At 72.6% G+C, this 15,191-nt stretch carries 15 protein-coding genes; 4 read left to right on the plus strand and 11 right to left on the minus strand.

Going from position 1 to position 15,191, the window contains the following annotated elements; all coding sequences use genetic code 11:
- Positions 1-11 precede the first annotated feature (11 nt).
- From ABZ937_RS14765 to ABZ937_RS14775, 3 genes are all read right to left on the minus strand, one after another.
- Complete coding sequence (locus ABZ937_RS14765; protein WP_361691077.1) at positions 12-1,595, minus strand: TROVE domain-containing protein; 1,584 nt, start codon at positions 1,593-1,595, stop codon at positions 12-14.
- Between the two features lie 482 nt (positions 1,596-2,077).
- Positions 2,078-3,526 (minus strand): alkaline phosphatase PhoX, encoded by a 1,449-nt coding sequence (locus tag ABZ937_RS14770; protein ID WP_361691080.1) that lies wholly within the window; start codon positions 3,524-3,526, stop codon positions 2,078-2,080.
- A 202-nt stretch (positions 3,527-3,728) separates the two neighbouring features.
- Entirely contained in the window at positions 3,729-5,156 is a 1,428-nt protein-coding gene (locus ABZ937_RS14775; RefSeq protein WP_361691083.1) for a hypothetical protein, read from the minus strand.
- A 266-nt stretch (positions 5,157-5,422) separates the two neighbouring features.
- Between ABZ937_RS14775 and ABZ937_RS14780 the strand changes: the two genes are divergently transcribed.
- A complete protein-coding gene (locus tag ABZ937_RS14780) occupies positions 5,423-7,249 on the plus strand; it encodes an endonuclease/exonuclease/phosphatase family protein (RefSeq protein WP_361691086.1) in 1,827 nt (608 codons plus the stop codon).
- Positions 7,250-7,318: 69 nt separating this feature from the next.
- Here the strand turns inward: ABZ937_RS14780 and ABZ937_RS14785 are convergent, their stop codons facing one another.
- From ABZ937_RS14785 to ABZ937_RS14795, 3 genes are all read right to left on the minus strand, one after another.
- Entirely contained in the window at positions 7,319-7,885 is a 567-nt protein-coding gene (locus ABZ937_RS14785; RefSeq protein ID WP_361691089.1) for a DUF3618 domain-containing protein, read from the minus strand.
- Between the two features lie 114 nt (positions 7,886-7,999).
- Entirely contained in the window at positions 8,000-8,692 is a 693-nt protein-coding gene (locus ABZ937_RS14790; RefSeq protein WP_361691092.1) for a hypothetical protein, read from the minus strand.
- A complete protein-coding gene (locus tag ABZ937_RS14795; RefSeq protein WP_361691095.1) occupies positions 8,689-8,829 on the minus strand; it encodes a hypothetical protein in 141 nt (46 codons plus the stop codon). The genes ABZ937_RS14790 and ABZ937_RS14795 overlap by 4 nt, the downstream gene beginning before the upstream one ends.
- Before the next feature lie 171 nt (positions 8,830-9,000).
- Between ABZ937_RS14795 and dapA the strand changes: the two genes are divergently transcribed.
- Entirely contained in the window at positions 9,001-9,900 is a 900-nt protein-coding gene (gene dapA / locus ABZ937_RS14800; RefSeq protein WP_361691098.1) for a 4-hydroxy-tetrahydrodipicolinate synthase, read from the plus strand.
- Here dapA and ABZ937_RS14805 read toward each other — a convergent pair whose 3' ends face one another.
- Both ABZ937_RS14805 and ABZ937_RS14810 read right to left on the minus strand, forming a co-directional pair.
- The gene (locus ABZ937_RS14805) at positions 9,901-11,154 is read right to left on the minus strand and encodes a WD40 repeat domain-containing protein (protein ID WP_361691101.1); all 1,254 of its coding nucleotides are present in this window, start codon (positions 11,152-11,154) and stop codon (positions 9,901-9,903) included.
- On the minus strand, positions 11,151-11,702 hold the full coding sequence (locus ABZ937_RS14810; RefSeq protein WP_361691104.1) for a SigE family RNA polymerase sigma factor: 552 nt from the start codon (positions 11,700-11,702) through the stop codon (positions 11,151-11,153). Before ABZ937_RS14810 ends, ABZ937_RS14805 begins: the two co-directional genes overlap by 4 nt.
- A 140-nt stretch (positions 11,703-11,842) precedes the next feature.
- Here ABZ937_RS14810 and ABZ937_RS14815 point away from each other — a divergent pair, with 140 nt between their 5' ends.
- Positions 11,843-12,346, plus strand: a complete 504-nt coding sequence (locus tag ABZ937_RS14815; protein WP_361691107.1) for a hypothetical protein — start codon at positions 11,843-11,845, stop codon at positions 12,344-12,346.
- Positions 12,347-12,396: 50 nt separating this feature from the next.
- Here the strand turns inward: ABZ937_RS14815 and dapD are convergent, their stop codons facing one another.
- The 3 genes from dapD to ABZ937_RS14830 form a co-directional block, all read right to left on the minus strand.
- Positions 12,397-13,383, minus strand: coding sequence for a 2,3,4,5-tetrahydropyridine-2,6-dicarboxylate N-succinyltransferase (gene dapD, locus ABZ937_RS14820; RefSeq protein WP_361691110.1), 987 nt, complete (start codon positions 13,381-13,383; stop codon positions 12,397-12,399).
- Between the two features lie 64 nt (positions 13,384-13,447).
- Positions 13,448-13,981, minus strand: coding sequence for a TetR family transcriptional regulator (locus tag ABZ937_RS14825; protein WP_361691113.1), 534 nt, complete (start codon positions 13,979-13,981; stop codon positions 13,448-13,450).
- The gene (locus ABZ937_RS14830) at positions 13,981-14,304 is read right to left on the minus strand and encodes a multidrug efflux SMR transporter (RefSeq protein ID WP_361691116.1); all 324 of its coding nucleotides are present in this window, start codon (positions 14,302-14,304) and stop codon (positions 13,981-13,983) included. The genes ABZ937_RS14825 and ABZ937_RS14830 overlap by 1 nt, the downstream gene beginning before the upstream one ends.
- Before the next feature lie 129 nt (positions 14,305-14,433).
- Here ABZ937_RS14830 and ABZ937_RS14835 point away from each other — a divergent pair, with 129 nt between their 5' ends.
- The gene (locus ABZ937_RS14835) at positions 14,434-15,171 is read left to right on the plus strand and encodes an AbfB domain-containing protein (protein ID WP_361691119.1); all 738 of its coding nucleotides are present in this window, start codon (positions 14,434-14,436) and stop codon (positions 15,169-15,171) included.
- Positions 15,172-15,191: the final 20 nt, after the last annotated feature.

Below are 15,191 nucleotides of genomic sequence, written 5' to 3' on the forward strand. Positions count from 1 at the left end.
GGCGCGGGTGCTCAGGCGAGCCAGGGCCAGCGGCCCTCCCCGCCGCTCTCCAGCAGCGAGACCATCCGGAAGGCCGCGTCGGAGAGGCCGCCGAAGGTGTGGCGGTTGCCCGTGCCCGACGGGCCGTGACCCGCCCGGTAGCCCTCCAGGTTCCAGGTGTAGACCGGGACCCGGTCGGGGATCTGGGCGGTCGGGTCGCCGTGCCGGTGCGGGGTGTACTGCTCGTCGGTGACGATCAGCACCCGGTCGTGCCCCTTGTAGTGCCGGCGCACCGCCTCGGTGGTGTCGGTGCCGCCCAGGTCGCCGAAGCGCTCCAGGATCTTCAGCACCGACTCGCCCCTGCGGAACGGGACCTTGTCGCTGGTCGAGCCGAACTGCACGAGATCGGCCTTCGCCGCCCGCAGCGCGAGGGCGGTGCCGAAGACCGCCGCCGCGTCGGCCCGGTTGAGCTGCGAGCGCTCGGACACCTGCGACCAGAACATGGAGCCCGAACGGTCCACCAGCACGAGCGTGCGGCCCGGCAGCGCGGGCACGTTGGCCAGCGAGTGGCCGAGCGCCTGCTCCAGCGGATAGGACCAGCGCAGCGAGGGCGCGTGCTGGTACGCGGCCAGGTAGCGGAAGGGGAACTGCCGCGAGCGGCGCACCTCCTCCGGGGCGCTGATCTTCGCCGCGACCCGGGCGGCGACCTCGTCCGAGACCCCGGCCTCGTCGAAGTTCCGCAGGTTGCGGACCAGTGCCATCGCGCCCATGGACGGGATCACGGCCTCCCAGGCCGCCTTGTCCATCGGCCCCTGGAGCCAGCCGGCCAGCGCCTCCCAGGTGATGCCGGCCGCCGCCAGCCGCTCGGCGCCGTCGGCGGAGGTGACGACCGCCCGCCGCTGCTCGACGGGCAGCGCCATCAGCTCACGGTGCAGGGCGAGCTCCGGAAGCGACGTGGGCGGTACCGCGGCGTCCGGGTGGTGGCGCCGGTCGAGCGCGTACCGGAACAGGTCGCCCTGCCACGGCTTGTCCGGGTCCGGCGAGGCGTGCACCAGGTTGAGGATGTCGCCGAAGCGATAGCCCTTGGAGGCGGTGTCGTACTTGAGCAGCGACCGGACGTGGTAGAGCCGGCGCACGGCGTCGGCGACACCGCGCTTGACGGGCTTGGGCAGGGCGCGGCCGTACGTGGACGTCCAGTACGCGAGCAGTTCGCCGGGCTCGTCCGGGCGCCGCAGCACGGAGGCCACGACCTGCCGGTTCGACGGGCCGTCGGTCGCCCCGGCTGCCAGCCGCGCGTGCACGTACTCGGCGGCGCCGACGATCGAGGCCGTGCGCATGTTGCCCTCGCCGCGCAACCAGCCGAGCAGTCCGGCCGTCCACTCCGGGTCGCTGACCGCGAGGTCGCGGACGAGGCGGGTGAAGCGGTCGTCTCGGTCCTGGGCCTTCTCGTAGAAGGTGTGCTGCGAGACGAAGTTGGCGACGGCGAGCAGGAACAGCTCGGAGCGCGGATCGCGCTCCTGGCCCCGGCCGCCCTCGTGGGTCCGCAGCACCCGGCCGGTCGACGTGACCGCCGACTTCAGCTGAGCCTTGGCGGCACGCGTGTTGAATCGCGCCATGGTGAATTCCCCCGAATTCGTTGCTCTTTCGGAGGGAGGCGCAGCAAAAGGAAGGTGGCCGAGGTCAGGATCGGCGACGGTACATAACCCGGCGCGTCTTCCAGTTCCGCCACATCGAACCTGGGGTCGATGACGGGATTCGAACCCGCAACATACCGTGTCCCGAAGTAACCGCTGCCTGCGCACCGGACACCCACCATGTGCTGCGCCTCCCGAGATCAGGTCGGCGGCGGTCGTGGATTCTCTTTGCAAAAGAAGTAACCGCAGCCTGCGCACCGGGAGGTGCGTGAAGTTTTCGGTGTCCAGAGATCGAGGTCGGCGGAACCAGTGGTGCTCTGCCCCTGAGCTACACCGGCCTGTCGGAGCCGGTGGCGGGATTCGAACCCGCGGCCTCCCCATTAAGAGTGGAAGTAGGTCCTGCCTGTCGCACCTGGACGTACGTCAGCTTAGGAGGACGGCCGCGGGTCGGGCCAGCGAATTACTTACCGCTTGTGGCGCTTCCAGGGGCCCGTGATGGCGAGCATGATGCCGGGCGTCTGGATGTTGGCGTACAGGGTCCTGCCGTCGGGCGAGAAGGTGACGCCGGTGAACTCGCTGTACTCCGGCTCCTCCTCGGTGCCGATGTTCAGCTCGTTACGGGCGATCGGGTAGGTCCGGCCGCTCTCGGTGGCGCCGAACAGGTGCTGGACGCCCTCGCCGTCCTCGGCGATGACCAGGCCGCCGTACGGGGAGACGGTGATGTTGTCGGGGCCGTCGAAGGCGCCGTCCTCGGCCGGGTCCGGGTTCACGCCGAGCAGCACCTTCAGCGTCAGCGTGCGGCGCTTGGGGTCGTAGAACCAGACGGCGCCGTCGTGCTGGACGGGGCTCTCGGTGCGGGCGAAGGAGGAGACGACGTACACGCCGCCGTCGCCCCACCACATGCCCTCCAGCTTGCGGGCGCGGGTGACCTGACCGTCGGTGAACTGCTTGCGCACCGAGACGGTCCTGGCGTCACGGTCGGGGACGTCCACCCAGTCGACGCCGAACACCGTGCCGATCCTGGTGGCGCGGGACAGGTCGTCCACGAACTTGCCGCCGGAGTCGAAGCACCTGAACGCCTGGAGCACGCCGGCGTCGTCGGCGAGGGTGCGCAGCTTGCCGCGGCCGTGGCGGAAGTCCTCCGGCGGGGTCCAGCGGTACAGCAGGCCGTTGGGGCCGGAGGCGTCCTCGGTGAGGTAGAGGTGGCCGCTTCTGGGGTCGACCACGACGGCCTCGTGGGCGTAGCGGCCCAGGGCCTTGATGGGCTTGGGGTCGCGGTTGGCCCGGCGGTCCTCCGGGTCGACCTCGAAGACGTAGCCGTGGTCCTTGGTGAAGCCGTTCTTGCCGGCCTTGTCCTCGGTCTCCTCGCAGGTCAGCCAGGTGCCCCACGGGGTACTGCCGCCCGCGCAGTTGGTGGCGGTGCCGGCGATCCCCACCCACTCGGCGACCTCGCCGCCGCGGCGGACCTCGACGACGGTGCAGCCGCCGGCCGCCGCCGGGTCGTAGACGAGTCCCTCGGTGAGCGGCACCGGGTGCGGCCACTTGGCGCGGGCGCCGGCCAGCTCGTGGTTGTTGACGAGCAGGGTGGCGCCGCGGGGGCCTTCGAAGGTGGCCGTACCGTCGTGGTTGGACGGGGTGAACTCGCCGGACTCCAGGGTGGTCCGGCCGCTGTAGGTGATGATCTTGTACTCGAAGCCGGCGGGCAGGGCGAGGATGCCGTCCGGGTCGGCGATCAGCGGGCCGTAGCCGACGCCGTGGTGGCCCCCGTGCTCGGACTCGCCCTCGGCGCTCCCGGTCTCCGTGGCAGCGAGGGCGTTCGGCGCGGTGGCGAGGGCGCCGACACTGCCCGCCAGGGCGACCCCGGCACCGGTGATCGCGGATTTTCTGGCGAAGTCCCTGCGGGTGAGCGACATGGTGTCTCCTGTGACGACGGTGGAAGTGCCGTGGAGGGTGGGGGGCCTCGGGTTTCGGCGCACACGTTTCCGCCAACCGCTGAACGGGAGTTGAACGCCCGGCTACTTCCGGGACCCCCGTTCCATGAACCCGTACGCGTCACCCCATGAGCGGCCCAAGCACTGGCTGTCGTCACCCGCTGCCGGGAATCGTCCCCGTGGCTCAACCGGCCTGCTGGGAGCGCGCCTTGAAGGCCGCCTTCCGGGCCTCCTTGGCCACCTTCTTGTCCGGATGCAGCCGCCCCATCGCGTCCAGCACCTCGGCGGTGGCGGGGTGCTCCACCCGCCAGGCCGCGGCGAAGAACCCGCTGTGCTGCGCGGCCAGCCCCTCCACCAGGGCCTGCAGTTCCTCGGAGTTGCCCTCGGCCTGGAGCTGCGCGGCCAGGGTGTCGATGGTCAGCCAGAACACCATGTCCTGCGACGGCGCCGGCACCCCCGCGGCGCCCCGCTCGCTCAGCCACACCCGGGCGAGCCCGCCCAGTTCGGGGTCGCCCAGCACCTCGCGCAGCGCCGGTTCGGCCTCGGCGCCCACCAGCGTCAGCGCCTGCTGGCAGCGCAGCCTGCGCAGCGGGGCCCCGGGGTCCGCGCCGCGGGCCGCCGCGAGCAGTTCCCGTGCCGCCGCGAGCGGTTCGCGGCGGACGAGCCACTGCTCGGTCTCGTCCCGGGCGGCGGACGGGCCGAACCGGGCGGTGCCGTCGAGCAGCACGTCGGCGCCCTTGTCGACCAGGTCGCCGACGGCCGGTGCCTCGAACCCGGCCTCCAGCAGCCGCGCCCGCAGCCCGTACACACCGAGCGGGGTGAGCCGGACCATGCCGTACCGGGCGACGTCGGTGTCGTCGACCGGCGCCGCGGGCTCCTCGTCGGCGTCGGCCATCAGCGCCTCGTCCACCGGCCGGTACGCCACGAGCCCGACCGGCTCCAGCAACCGGAACTGGTCGTCCAGCCGCATCATCGCGTCGGAGACCTGCTCCAGGACGTCGTTGGTCGGCTCGCCCATGTCGTCGGGCACGATCATGGAGGCGGCGAGGGCGGGCAGCGGGACGGCACCCTCGCCGGCGCCGTCCTCACTGACGGTCAGCAGGTAGAGGTTGCCGAGGACGCCGTCGAGGAACTCCGCCTCGGCCTCGGGGTCCCAGCCGAGTGACGAGAAATCGACCTCTCCGCCCTCGTCCAGCGCGTCGACCAGGTCGTCCAGGTCGGGCACGCCCGCGTCGGCGAGGACCGTCTCCAGCGCGGCGAGCCATACGGTGAGCACGTCCCGCGGGGAGCCGCCGGTGAGCAGCGCCAGCTCCTCGCCCGCGCGGACGGTGCCGGCCTCCTCGTCCACGATCTCGACCAGGCCGGCGTCCACGGCGACGCGCCAGGCCTCGCTCGCGTACGCGGCGGCGTCGTCGCCGGTGAGTCCGAGCAGGTCGGCGGCGGCCGGGAGCTGCTCCTCGGCCAGTCCGCCGCCGGCGTCCACGCGGGTCTCGGGCCCGGCCCAGCGGGCCAGACGGGCGGCCCGGGAGAGCAACGGCGTGGACAGCGCGGCGCGCGCCAGCTCCGCTTCGGGGTGCAGCCGCGCGGGCGGCAGGGGGGAGCTGTCTGACATCGGCTGGTTCTCCTCGGACCGTGAAACGGGCTCAGCCGCTCAGCCTAGACGGATTTCCACCCATGCCGCCCGGTTCATCTCCCGGCAAGCGGCCGTACATGGCCGAAACCTTGACAACTCCCGGCGCCAGGCAGGAGATTGACGCGCGTAGAAGTTGGGGGGACAACTGTTCACTCTGCTCTACGCGTGTCACTGAGGGCTACGAGCCCCGCACGCTTCCGTTCCACCCTCGTCCCGGCGCTCACGCACGTCCCCGGAGGGAACCCTTGCCGAGCAGGTCTTCCGCGCGCCTCGCCGCGCTCACCGTCGCCGCCGTCTGCAGCGCGACGTCCGCAGTCGTCCTCACCTCGCCCGCGCACGCCGACTCGGTGCGCGTCCACGACGTCCAGGGCACGACCCGAATATCGCCTTACGCGGGCCAGAAGGTCACGGACGTGCCCGGCATCGTCACGGCCACCCGCGCCTACGGCTCCTCCAAGGGCTTCTGGCTCCAGGACCCGACCCCGGACGACAACCCGGCGACCAGCGAGGGCGTGTTCGTCTTCACCGGCTCCGCGCCGAAGGTCGCGGTCGGCGACTCGGTGACGGTGACCGGCACGGTCTCCGAGTACGTCCCGGGCGGCGCATCGTCCGGCAACCAGTCGGTGACGGAGATCACCAAGCCGGTGGTCACCACTGTTTCCACGGGCAACGCGGTCCCGGCGCCGGTCACGGTCGACGAGGACGCGGTGCCGGACGCGTACGCCCCGGAGGGCGACGCCGCCGCGGCCAACTCGGTCAACGCCCTCACCCTGGACCCGTCGGCGTACGCCCTGGACTACTACGAGTCCCTTGAGGGCATGAACGTCCAGGTCGAGGACGTCCGCGTGGTCACCGCGACCGACCCCTACAGCGAGCTGTGGGCCACGGTGAAGCCGTGGGAGCACCGCAGCCGCCGCGGTGGCACGGTCTACGGCTCCTACGACGCGCAGAACACCGGCCGGCTGCAGATCCAGTCCCTGGGCGCGACCGCCGACTTCCCGAAGGCGAACGTCGGCGACACCCTGGAGGGCGCCACCACCGGCCCGCTGGACTTCAACCAGTTCGGCGGCTACACCCTCGTCGCGAGCAAGCTCGGCACGCTGGACAGCGGCGGCCTGGAGCGCGAGACGACGCAGCGGCAGTCGCGCGGCGAGCTGGCGGTGGCGACGTACAACGTCGAGAACCTCGACCCGTCGGACGGCACCTTCGACCAGCACGCCTCGGCGATCGTGCACAACCTCCAGTCGCCCGACATCGTGTCCCTGGAGGAGATCCAGGACAACAACGGCGCCAAGGACGACGGCACGGTCGACGCGAACGAGACCGTCACCAAGCTGATCGACGCGATCGTCGCGGCGGGCGGCCCGAAGTACGACTGGCGTTCGATCAACCCGGTCAACGACCAGGACGGCGGCGAGCCCGGCGGCAACATCCGCCAGGTGTTCCTGTTCAACCCGGAGCGGGTCTCCTTCACGGACCGCGCGGGCGGCGACTCGACCACCGCGGTCGGCGTCACCAAGGAGCAGGGCAAGGCCCGGCTGACGGCCTCCCCGGGCCGGATCGACCCGGCGAACGCGGCCTGGAAGAGCAGCCGCAAGCCGCTCGCGGGCGAGTTCGTCTTCCGCGGCAAGACCGTCTTCGTGATCGCCAACCACCTCAACTCCAAGGGCGGCGACCAGGGTCTGACCTCCCAGTACCAGCCGCCGGTGCGCAGCTCGGAGATCCAGCGGCACGCCCAGGCGACCGCGGTGAACGCGTTCGTCAAGGACATCCTGGCCGCCCAGAAGAACGCGGACGTCATCGCGCTCGGCGACATGAACGACTTCGAGTTCTCCGGGACCACGAAGATCCTCGAAGGCGACGGCGCGCTGTGGTCGGCGATCAAGTCGCTGCCGAAGAGCGAGCGTTACACCTACGACTACCAGGGCAACCAGCAGGTCCTGGACCAGATCCTGATCAGCCCGTCGATCCGGCGCGGCTGCGACTTCGAGTACGACAGCGTGCACGTCAACTCGGAGTTCAACGACCAGATCAGCGACCACGACCCGCAGGTGCTGCGGTTCCGGCCGTGACCCGGTGGCGGGACCGGCCGGGCGTCGAGCCCGGCCGGTCCCGCCGTTGCCTTCCCGCCGCCGGCGGCGCTACCGGTGGCGGTCGATCCGGCGCCAGATCACGGCCGCGCCGACGACGGCGGCGACCGCCGCGCCCACGATCAGTGCCGGCCGTGGATGCTGCCTCGCGGTGCCCACGGCGAGCCGCACCGGCCGCGGCACCCGCAGGTCGTGCTCCACGGTGCGCCCGGCGGTGACCGCCCGGTCCTGCAGGACGTGCCCGGCCCGGACCGCCCGGTCCTGCAGCGTGTGCCCGCCGTGCCCGGCCCGCTCCTGCATCAGGTGGCCGGCCTTGGTCATCCGTTCCTGCGCGCGGTGCCCGGTCCGCACGGCGCGGTCCTGCACCAGATGCCCCGCCCTGGACGCCCGGTCCTGCATGCCGTGCCCCGCGTGGGCGGCGCCGGCGCGCAGCTGTACGGTCATGGCGCCGGCCTTGTCCATCAGGTCGTCGGCCCGCGTCCGGGCCCGGCCCTTCATGTCGGCCCGGCCCACCAGGTGGGCGACGGTGTCGCCGAGCCGGTGCCGGGTGTGTTCGATCTGCTGCCGCAGCTCGTCGGGGCCCTTGGCGCCCGAGCGGTGCGGGTTCCTGTGCCTCATCGGTGTGCCCTTTCCCTGATCGCGCCGAGTCCGGCGCACGGCGGCTGGGCCGGTCACGGTGTGTGTTCCGCCTCCTCTCTCCGCGGAACGTCCGGGTACCCGGACGGAGGCTCCTCAGCCCTGCGCGCCGTCGGCCCCGCGTTCGCCGAGGCGCGCGAGTTGGGTCTGGAACCAGTCGAGACGGGCCTGCAACAGGGCGGCCTCGGCGACGAGTTCGGGCACACCCAGCCCGGCGGCGGCGGCCGACTCGGCGGACGTGAGGCCCGTACCGCCGCCTCCGGCGAGCACGCGGAGCCCGTGCCCGGCCAGCCGGGCGAACCCCGCGAGGGAGACGGACGGACGTCCGCGCACGCAGCCCCCGCAGGCGGGGGCCAGGACCCGCCAGCCCGGCCGGCCCCAGCCGGCGTCGGCCAGCGCGGCGGCCCGGGCGCCGCAGCCGCAGGGCCCGGCCGTGGCCGAGCGCACCCGCTGCCGGGCGTAGCGGAAGCCGCGCTCGAAGCGGATGTAGGCGCCGAGGACGGAGACGTCCAGCAGGACCGCCGCCCGGTGTTCGGCGGTGCACAGCAGGGCCTCGGCGGCAGCCCGGTCGTGCACGCAGTGGAAGCCGCAGTCGCACCGGCGCGCGGGCGGGCGGTGCCGCAGGCCGTAGACGCAGGAGGCGTCGTCGAGGACGGCGTAGGGCAGCGCGCCGCCGAGCGACACACCGGTGAACCCGGCCCGGGTGCCGTCCTGGGACAGCACCGGGTGGGCGATCTTGTAGCCGGTCGGCGGCTCCGTCGGGCGTTCCGCCGGGAGCCGCAGCCTCATCGGGCGGCCGGGGCCTCTTCGCGGGCCGGCTCGGCCGGTTCGGTGCGGACGGTCCCCTCGGGGAGCGGCAGCTCCTCCTCGTGGACGAGCGGTCGCTCCTCGGCGACCCCGGTGGCCAGTGCCTTGCCGAGCTTCATGGCGCCTCCCATGACCTGACGACGTCGGTGACCCTCCGGCCATAGTGACCCATCCGGTGCCGAGTTGGACACAGGGCCTCGGCCACATCCGCGGACTCATCAGAATCTCTTAGAGATATCCCGAAGAAGAATTAAGTAGAGCTTCATCGATGCGCTGCCGAGACTACTCCCATGACGAGTACACGCAAGTCCCCGCCCTTCGGCCGCACCCTCTGCGCGATGATCACGCCCTTCACCGAGGCGGGCGCGCTCGACCTGGGCGGCGCCCAGCGGCTGGCCGCGCGGCTGGTGTCCCAGGGCTGCGACGGCCTGGTCCTGAACGGCACCACCGGTGAGTCGCCCACCACCACCGACGAGGAGAAGGCGCGGCTGGTCACGGCCGTCCGGGAGGCGGTCGGCGACGGGGTCGCCCTGGTCGCGGGCGTGGGCACCTCCGACACCCGGCACACGGCGGAGCTGGCGCTCGCGGCCGGGAAGGCGGGCGCGGACGGCGTCCTGGTGGTGACGCCGTACTACAGCAAGCCGCCGCAGGAGTCCGTGGCCGCCCACTTCCGCCAGGTCGCCGACGCGAGCGAGCTGCCGGTGATGCTCTACGACATCCCGGGCCGCACCGGCACCCGGATCGAGCCGGACACGATGATCCGCCTCGCGGAGCACCCGCGGATCGTGGCCGTCAAGGACTGCTCCTACGATCTCCTCGGCGCCCAGAAGGTGCTGGCGCGGACGGACCTGGCGTACTACGCGGGCTGCGACGAGCACGTCCTGGCGCTGTACGCGGTGGGCGGGGCGGGCTGTGTGAGCACGGTCGCGAACGCCGTACCGGCCCACATCGCCTCGATCCTCGCGGCGTTCGACGCGGGCGACACCGCGCGGGCGACCCGACTCCAGCTGGCGGCCATGCCGTTGATCGAGGCGATGATGGGCGCGGGCCTGCCCGGCACGGTCACCGCGAAGGCCCTCCTGGCCCGCCTCGGCCTGCCCGCGGGCCCGCTCCGCGCACCGCTGCTGCCCGCCGGCCGGGAGACGGCCGACGGGCTGCTGGCGGCGTACGAGGCGCTCATCGCGGGCTGATCAGCGGCGGGCGAAGACGGGCTCCCACGCGTACTGCGTGTCGGTGGGCTGCCACGGCTCCTGGACACCGCTCAGCGGGACGACCTTGTCGCTGCCGAGGGTGACCAGCACGAGCCGGGGCCGGTACTCCTCCTCCAGGCTCGTCACCCGTTCCCAGGCGATGAGGTGCTTGTCGTCGGTCCAGGCGAGGAGGTGGCTGCCGCGGACCTTGGTGATCTCCTTGCCGGTACGGGGATCACGGATCGAGGAGTAGGACCTGCCGGGGTTGCCGGCGACCTCCTTGGTCAGGCCGAGGGCGGCGAGCCTGCCGTTCGGCGACAGCCGCGCCGGGACGTCCGACCGCAGGTACTTCTCGTCCGCGGGCGGGCTGACCTTGTCGCCCTTGAGGTCGTAGAACTGCTGCATGCCGTCCCGGCCGCCGATGTACTGCCCGTAGACGAAGTCACCGGTGCGGCTGAAGGCGAAGTCAGCGCGGGAGTTGAGGTCGCGGCCGGATGCGACCGGGCTCCAGGAGCCCCTGCCGGAGGCGACGTCGAGGTCGTAGAACCCGGACCGGCTGGAACGGCCGTACGGGGCCGCCCACATCCACTCCTCCTTGGGCTTCTTCCCGTTCCCGCTGGCCATCTTCTCCCTGACCCGCAGATCGGGGTTCTCGTCGTACGTCGTCGCCACGAGCCCGGTGCCGTCGTACGAGTACGCGAGCCCGCCGACGCCGTGCTGGACCGGGATCCACCGCTCGACCTCCCCCGTCGCGAGGTCGAGCAGGCCGATCCGGTGCGCGGGCAGGGTCCGCTCCAGCACGGCGGCGGTCTTCAGGCCGGGAGCGACGGCGACGAAGGACCAGCGGGAGTCCTTCTTGTACGTCCCGGTCTTCGGGTCGAGCAGCCAGTAGGTGCGCGCCGCGACGGCCCGCTCGGCGGTCTGCTGCTGGATCCGCGCCGTGTAGTAGGCGGCCAGCACGGTGTCCCCGGCCCCGATCAGTTCGCGCGGCGGCGCCTGGTCCGGGTGCGCCCGGACCTCACCGGAGTCCGGCACGCCGGCCGGCCGTGCGTCCGTCCGGTGGCCGGAGTCCAGCAGCGGCACCCCGACGGCGATCGCCACCACGGCGGCGGTGGCCGCGGCGACGGACGCGAACCGGCGGTTGCGGCGGCGCCGGCGCGCACCGAGCACCCGGTCGGCGAATCCCGCCGCCGCCGGCGGCTGCGCGTCGGCCTGCTCCCACAGCGCCTCGCGCACGAGTTCCTCGACGTTCACGGACGCACCTCCACGGGCGACAGGTCACGGGACGGCTGCTGCGGCCGGGGCCCGACCGCCGACAGCTCGGGCGCCAGGTCACGGAGCCTGGCCAGGGAGCGGTGGGTGGTGGACCGTACGGTGCCCACGGAGCAGCCCAGGATCCGGGCCACCTCCGCCTCCGGCAGGTCCTCGAAGTAGCGCAGCACCAGCACGGTGCGCTGGCGGGCGGTGAGCCGGGACAGAGCCGTGCGCACCAGCATCCGCAGTTCGGCGGCGCCCGACGCGTCCGGGGCGTGGCCGCCCTCCGGCGGCCGGGCGACCGTGACCTCCCGCCGCCGCCACTTCAGCCGCCAGCGGCTGATCTGCTGCCGGTACAGGATCTGCCGGACATACGCCTCCGGCTCGTCGATCCGCTGCCACCGGCCGGCCGCCTTGACCAGCGCGTTCTGCAGCAGATCCTCGGCCGCGTGCCGGTCCCCGCCGGTCAGCAGGACGGCGGTCTTCAGCAGCGCGGACGACCTGCCGGCCACGAACTCCCGGAAACTCTCCTGCGCTTCGGCATCCATCGTCACCTTCTCTTCCCCCGGGCCGCACCTGGTTGTCCGGGCCCTGCACCCCTCCTGACGTGTGCACCGGCCCGCCACTATGCCTGCCGCCCGAAGAAATTTCCGACGGCCGGCGGGCTGCGCTGCCGTACGGTGTCCCCGTGAGCCGCCCCCTGCTGTTCCTGGACGTCGACGGCCCCCTCAACCCGTACGCGGCCCAGCCGGAACGCCGGCCCGAGGGCTACACGACGATCCGGGTGCCCCTGTTCTCCCGGCGCCCGCTACGGGTCTGGCTGAACCCGGACCACGGCCCGGCCCTGCTCGGGCTGGGCTACGAACTGTGCTGGGCGACGAGCTGGATGGCCGAGGCCAACACCTGGATCGCCCCGGTCGTCGGCCTGCCCGCGCTGCCCTACGTCGACTTCGGCACCGGCCTGTTCGCCGAGCGCCCGGACGGCGTGCACTGGAAGACGGAGGCGATCGTGGCGTACGCCGGGGGCCGCCCGTTCGCCTGGGTGGACGACGAGCAGAGCCCGGCGGACACGCTGTACGTCAGGGCCCGCCATCCCGGCCCCGCCCTGCTCCATCACGTGAACCCGAGGCTCGGCCTGCGCGAGCCCGACTTCACGGCGCTACGGGAGTTCGCGCAGACTCTGCCCGCATGACGGAGCGCCCTCCACCACGTGGTGAAGGGCGCTCCGGCGGTGCGGTGCCGTCAGTTGTGGCTGTGCAGGATGTCGTTCAGGCCGCCCCAGACCGCGTTGTTCGGGCGGGCCTCGACGGTGCCGGTGACCGAGTTGCGGCGGAAGAGGATGTTCGAGGCGCCGTTCAGCTCGCGGGCCTTGACGATCTGGCCGTCGGGCATGGTGATGCGGGTGCCCGCGGTGATGTACAGGCCGGCCTCGACCACGCACTCGTCGCCGAGGGCGATGCCGACGCCCGCCTCGGCGCCGATCAGGCAGCGCTCGCCGATGGAGATGATCACGTTGCCGCCGCCGGACAGGGTGCCCATGGTGGAGGCGCCGCCGCCGATGTCCGAGCCGTCGCCGACCACGACACCCGCGGAGATCCGGCCCTCGACCATGGAGGTGCCGAGCGTACCGGCGTTGAAGTTGACGAAGCCCTCGTGCATGACCGTGGTGCCCGCCGCGAGGTGCGCGCCCAGGCGGACCCGGTCGGCGTCGGCGATGCGCACGCCCTTCGGGGCGACGTAGTCCGTCATCCGCGGGAACTTGTCGACCGAGGTCACCTGGAGGTGCAGGCCCTCGGCGCGGGCGTTCAGGCGCACCTTCTCGATGTCGTCCACGGCGACCGGGCCGAGCGAGGTCCAGGCGACATTGGCGAGGTGGCCGAAGATGCCGTCCAGGTTCTGGCCGTGCGGCTTGACCAGGCGGTGCGAGAGCAGGTGCAGGCGCAGGTAGACGTCGTGCGCGTCGATCGGCTTCTCGTCCAGCGAGGCGATGACCGTGCGGACCGCGACCACCTCGACGCCCCGGCGGGCGTCCGGGCCGGTCGCCGCGGTCGCGCCGCCGCCCAGCAGCTCGGCCGCCTGCTCGGCGGTCAGCCGCTCGGTGCCGGCCGGGCCCGGCTCCTCGACCAGCTCGGGGGCCGGGAACCAGGTGTCGAGAACGGTGCCGTCGGAGGCGATCGTGGCGAGGCCGGCGGCGACGGCGCCGGTGGTACGGGAAGCAGAGTCGGTCATGGGAGAAAACCTAACGTGGGCGGGGTGGTCAGGGCGAACCGCGTCTCACGTGCCGGGCGCGGGTTCAGGGGATCAGCCGAGCCAGCGCGGCACGGGCGTACTCCTCGTCGTAGGAACCGCCCGTGAGCAGCACCTGGAGACAGATGCCGTCCATCAGCGCGAGCAGGGCCCGCGCGGTGACCGGGTCCGTGCGCCGGGCCAGCAGCACCGCCGCCTGCTCGGTCCACTCGGCGGCGACGGGACGCAGCGCCGGGCGGCGCAGCGCCGCCAGGTACAGCTCGTACTCCAGCTCCACGCCGGTCCGCTCACCGGCCAGCCACTCGCCCAGCACCCGGGCGAGATCCGCGGCGAGGTCGCCCCCGCCGTCCTGCGGCAGCAGCTCGGCCAGCACCCTGCCGAAGCCCTCGTTCGCCTGCCGCAGCGCGGCCACCAGCAGCTCTTCCAGGGTGGCGAAGTGGTACGTCGTGGAGCCGAGCGGTACGTCGGCCTCGGCGGCGACCGTGCGGTGGCTCAGCCCGGCGATACCGTCCCGGCCGACGACACGGATCGCCGCGTCGATGAGCCGCTGCCGGCGCTCGGGGTCGTGGCGGCGGGGCATCAGTGGCTCGCCCCGCCCAGGTTGAGCACCACCACTCCCGCGATGATCAGCAGGATCCCGGCGACCTTGGCCGGGCTCAGGCCCTCTCCGAACAGCAGCAGGCCGAGGACGGCGATGGCCGCGGTGCCCACGCCGGACCAGATGGCGTACGCCGTGCCGATCTGGACGGTCCTCAGCGTCTGGGCGAGCAGCGCGAACGAGACGACGTATCCGAGCGCGGTCACGAGCGAGGGCCAGAGCCGACTGAAGCCCTCGGTGTACTTCATCGCCGTCGTGGCGGCGACCTCGGCGGCTATGGCGCCGGCGAGCAGCAGGTATCCCATGTGTACGAGCGTACACAACGCTTGCGTACGCCTGTACACAAGGCGCTGCCGCAAGAAAGTTTCAGTTTCATAGAAATCGCTCGCCGAAACGGCCCCGAGGGGCCTCCGCCTCCACTACTGTGCGGCTCCGTGTCACACAACACCCCCCGCATACGAAGACTTTGGCCGGCCGCCGCACTGGCCCTCGCGGCCGCAGCCGCCTGCGTGACGGCGATGGCCCTGCACGACGATCCCCCGGCGAAGACAGCCACCGTCACACCGCCGGACAACGGCCCCGGGCTGCTCTCCTTCGCCTCCCCGTCCACCGCTCCGGCGAGCGCGACGCCTCCGCCGAAGCCCGCCTCGGCCACGCCGTCGCCGTCGGCACCGCCCACCAGGACCGCTTCCCCCGCGGCCCCGTCCCCTGCCAAGTCCCCCGCGCCGCACTCCGGTTCCCCGAAGCCGGCCCGCCACGGGACGTCCGTCCGCTCCGTCAACTACCCCGACCGCTACTGGCACCTCGGCGACGGCCTGGTGAGGCTCGACCCGGTCACCTCGGCCCCGGACCGCCGCGCGGCCACCTTCACCCTCGTCAAGGGCCTGGCCGACGCCCGCTGTTACTCCTTCGCCACGTCCGACGGCACCTACCTCCGCCACCGCGACTTCCTGCTCCGCGCCGACTCCGACGACGGCTCCCGCCTCTTCGAGCAGGACGCCACGTTCTGCCCCCGCGGGTCCTCCTTCAGCGGCGCGACCATGCTGGAGTCGGTGAACTACCCCGGCCGCTTCCTCCGTCACCAGAACTTCCGGCTGAAGCTGGCCGCCTACGAGAACACCGGTCTCTTCCGCGCGGACTCGGCGTTCCTTCTGGTGGACGGACTGGCCTGAGCATGCCGAAGGGGCCACGG

The sequence above is a fragment of the Streptomyces sp. NPDC046727 genome, assembly GCF_040645635.1.
Classification (GTDB): domain Bacteria; phylum Actinomycetota; class Actinomycetes; order Streptomycetales; family Streptomycetaceae; genus Streptomyces.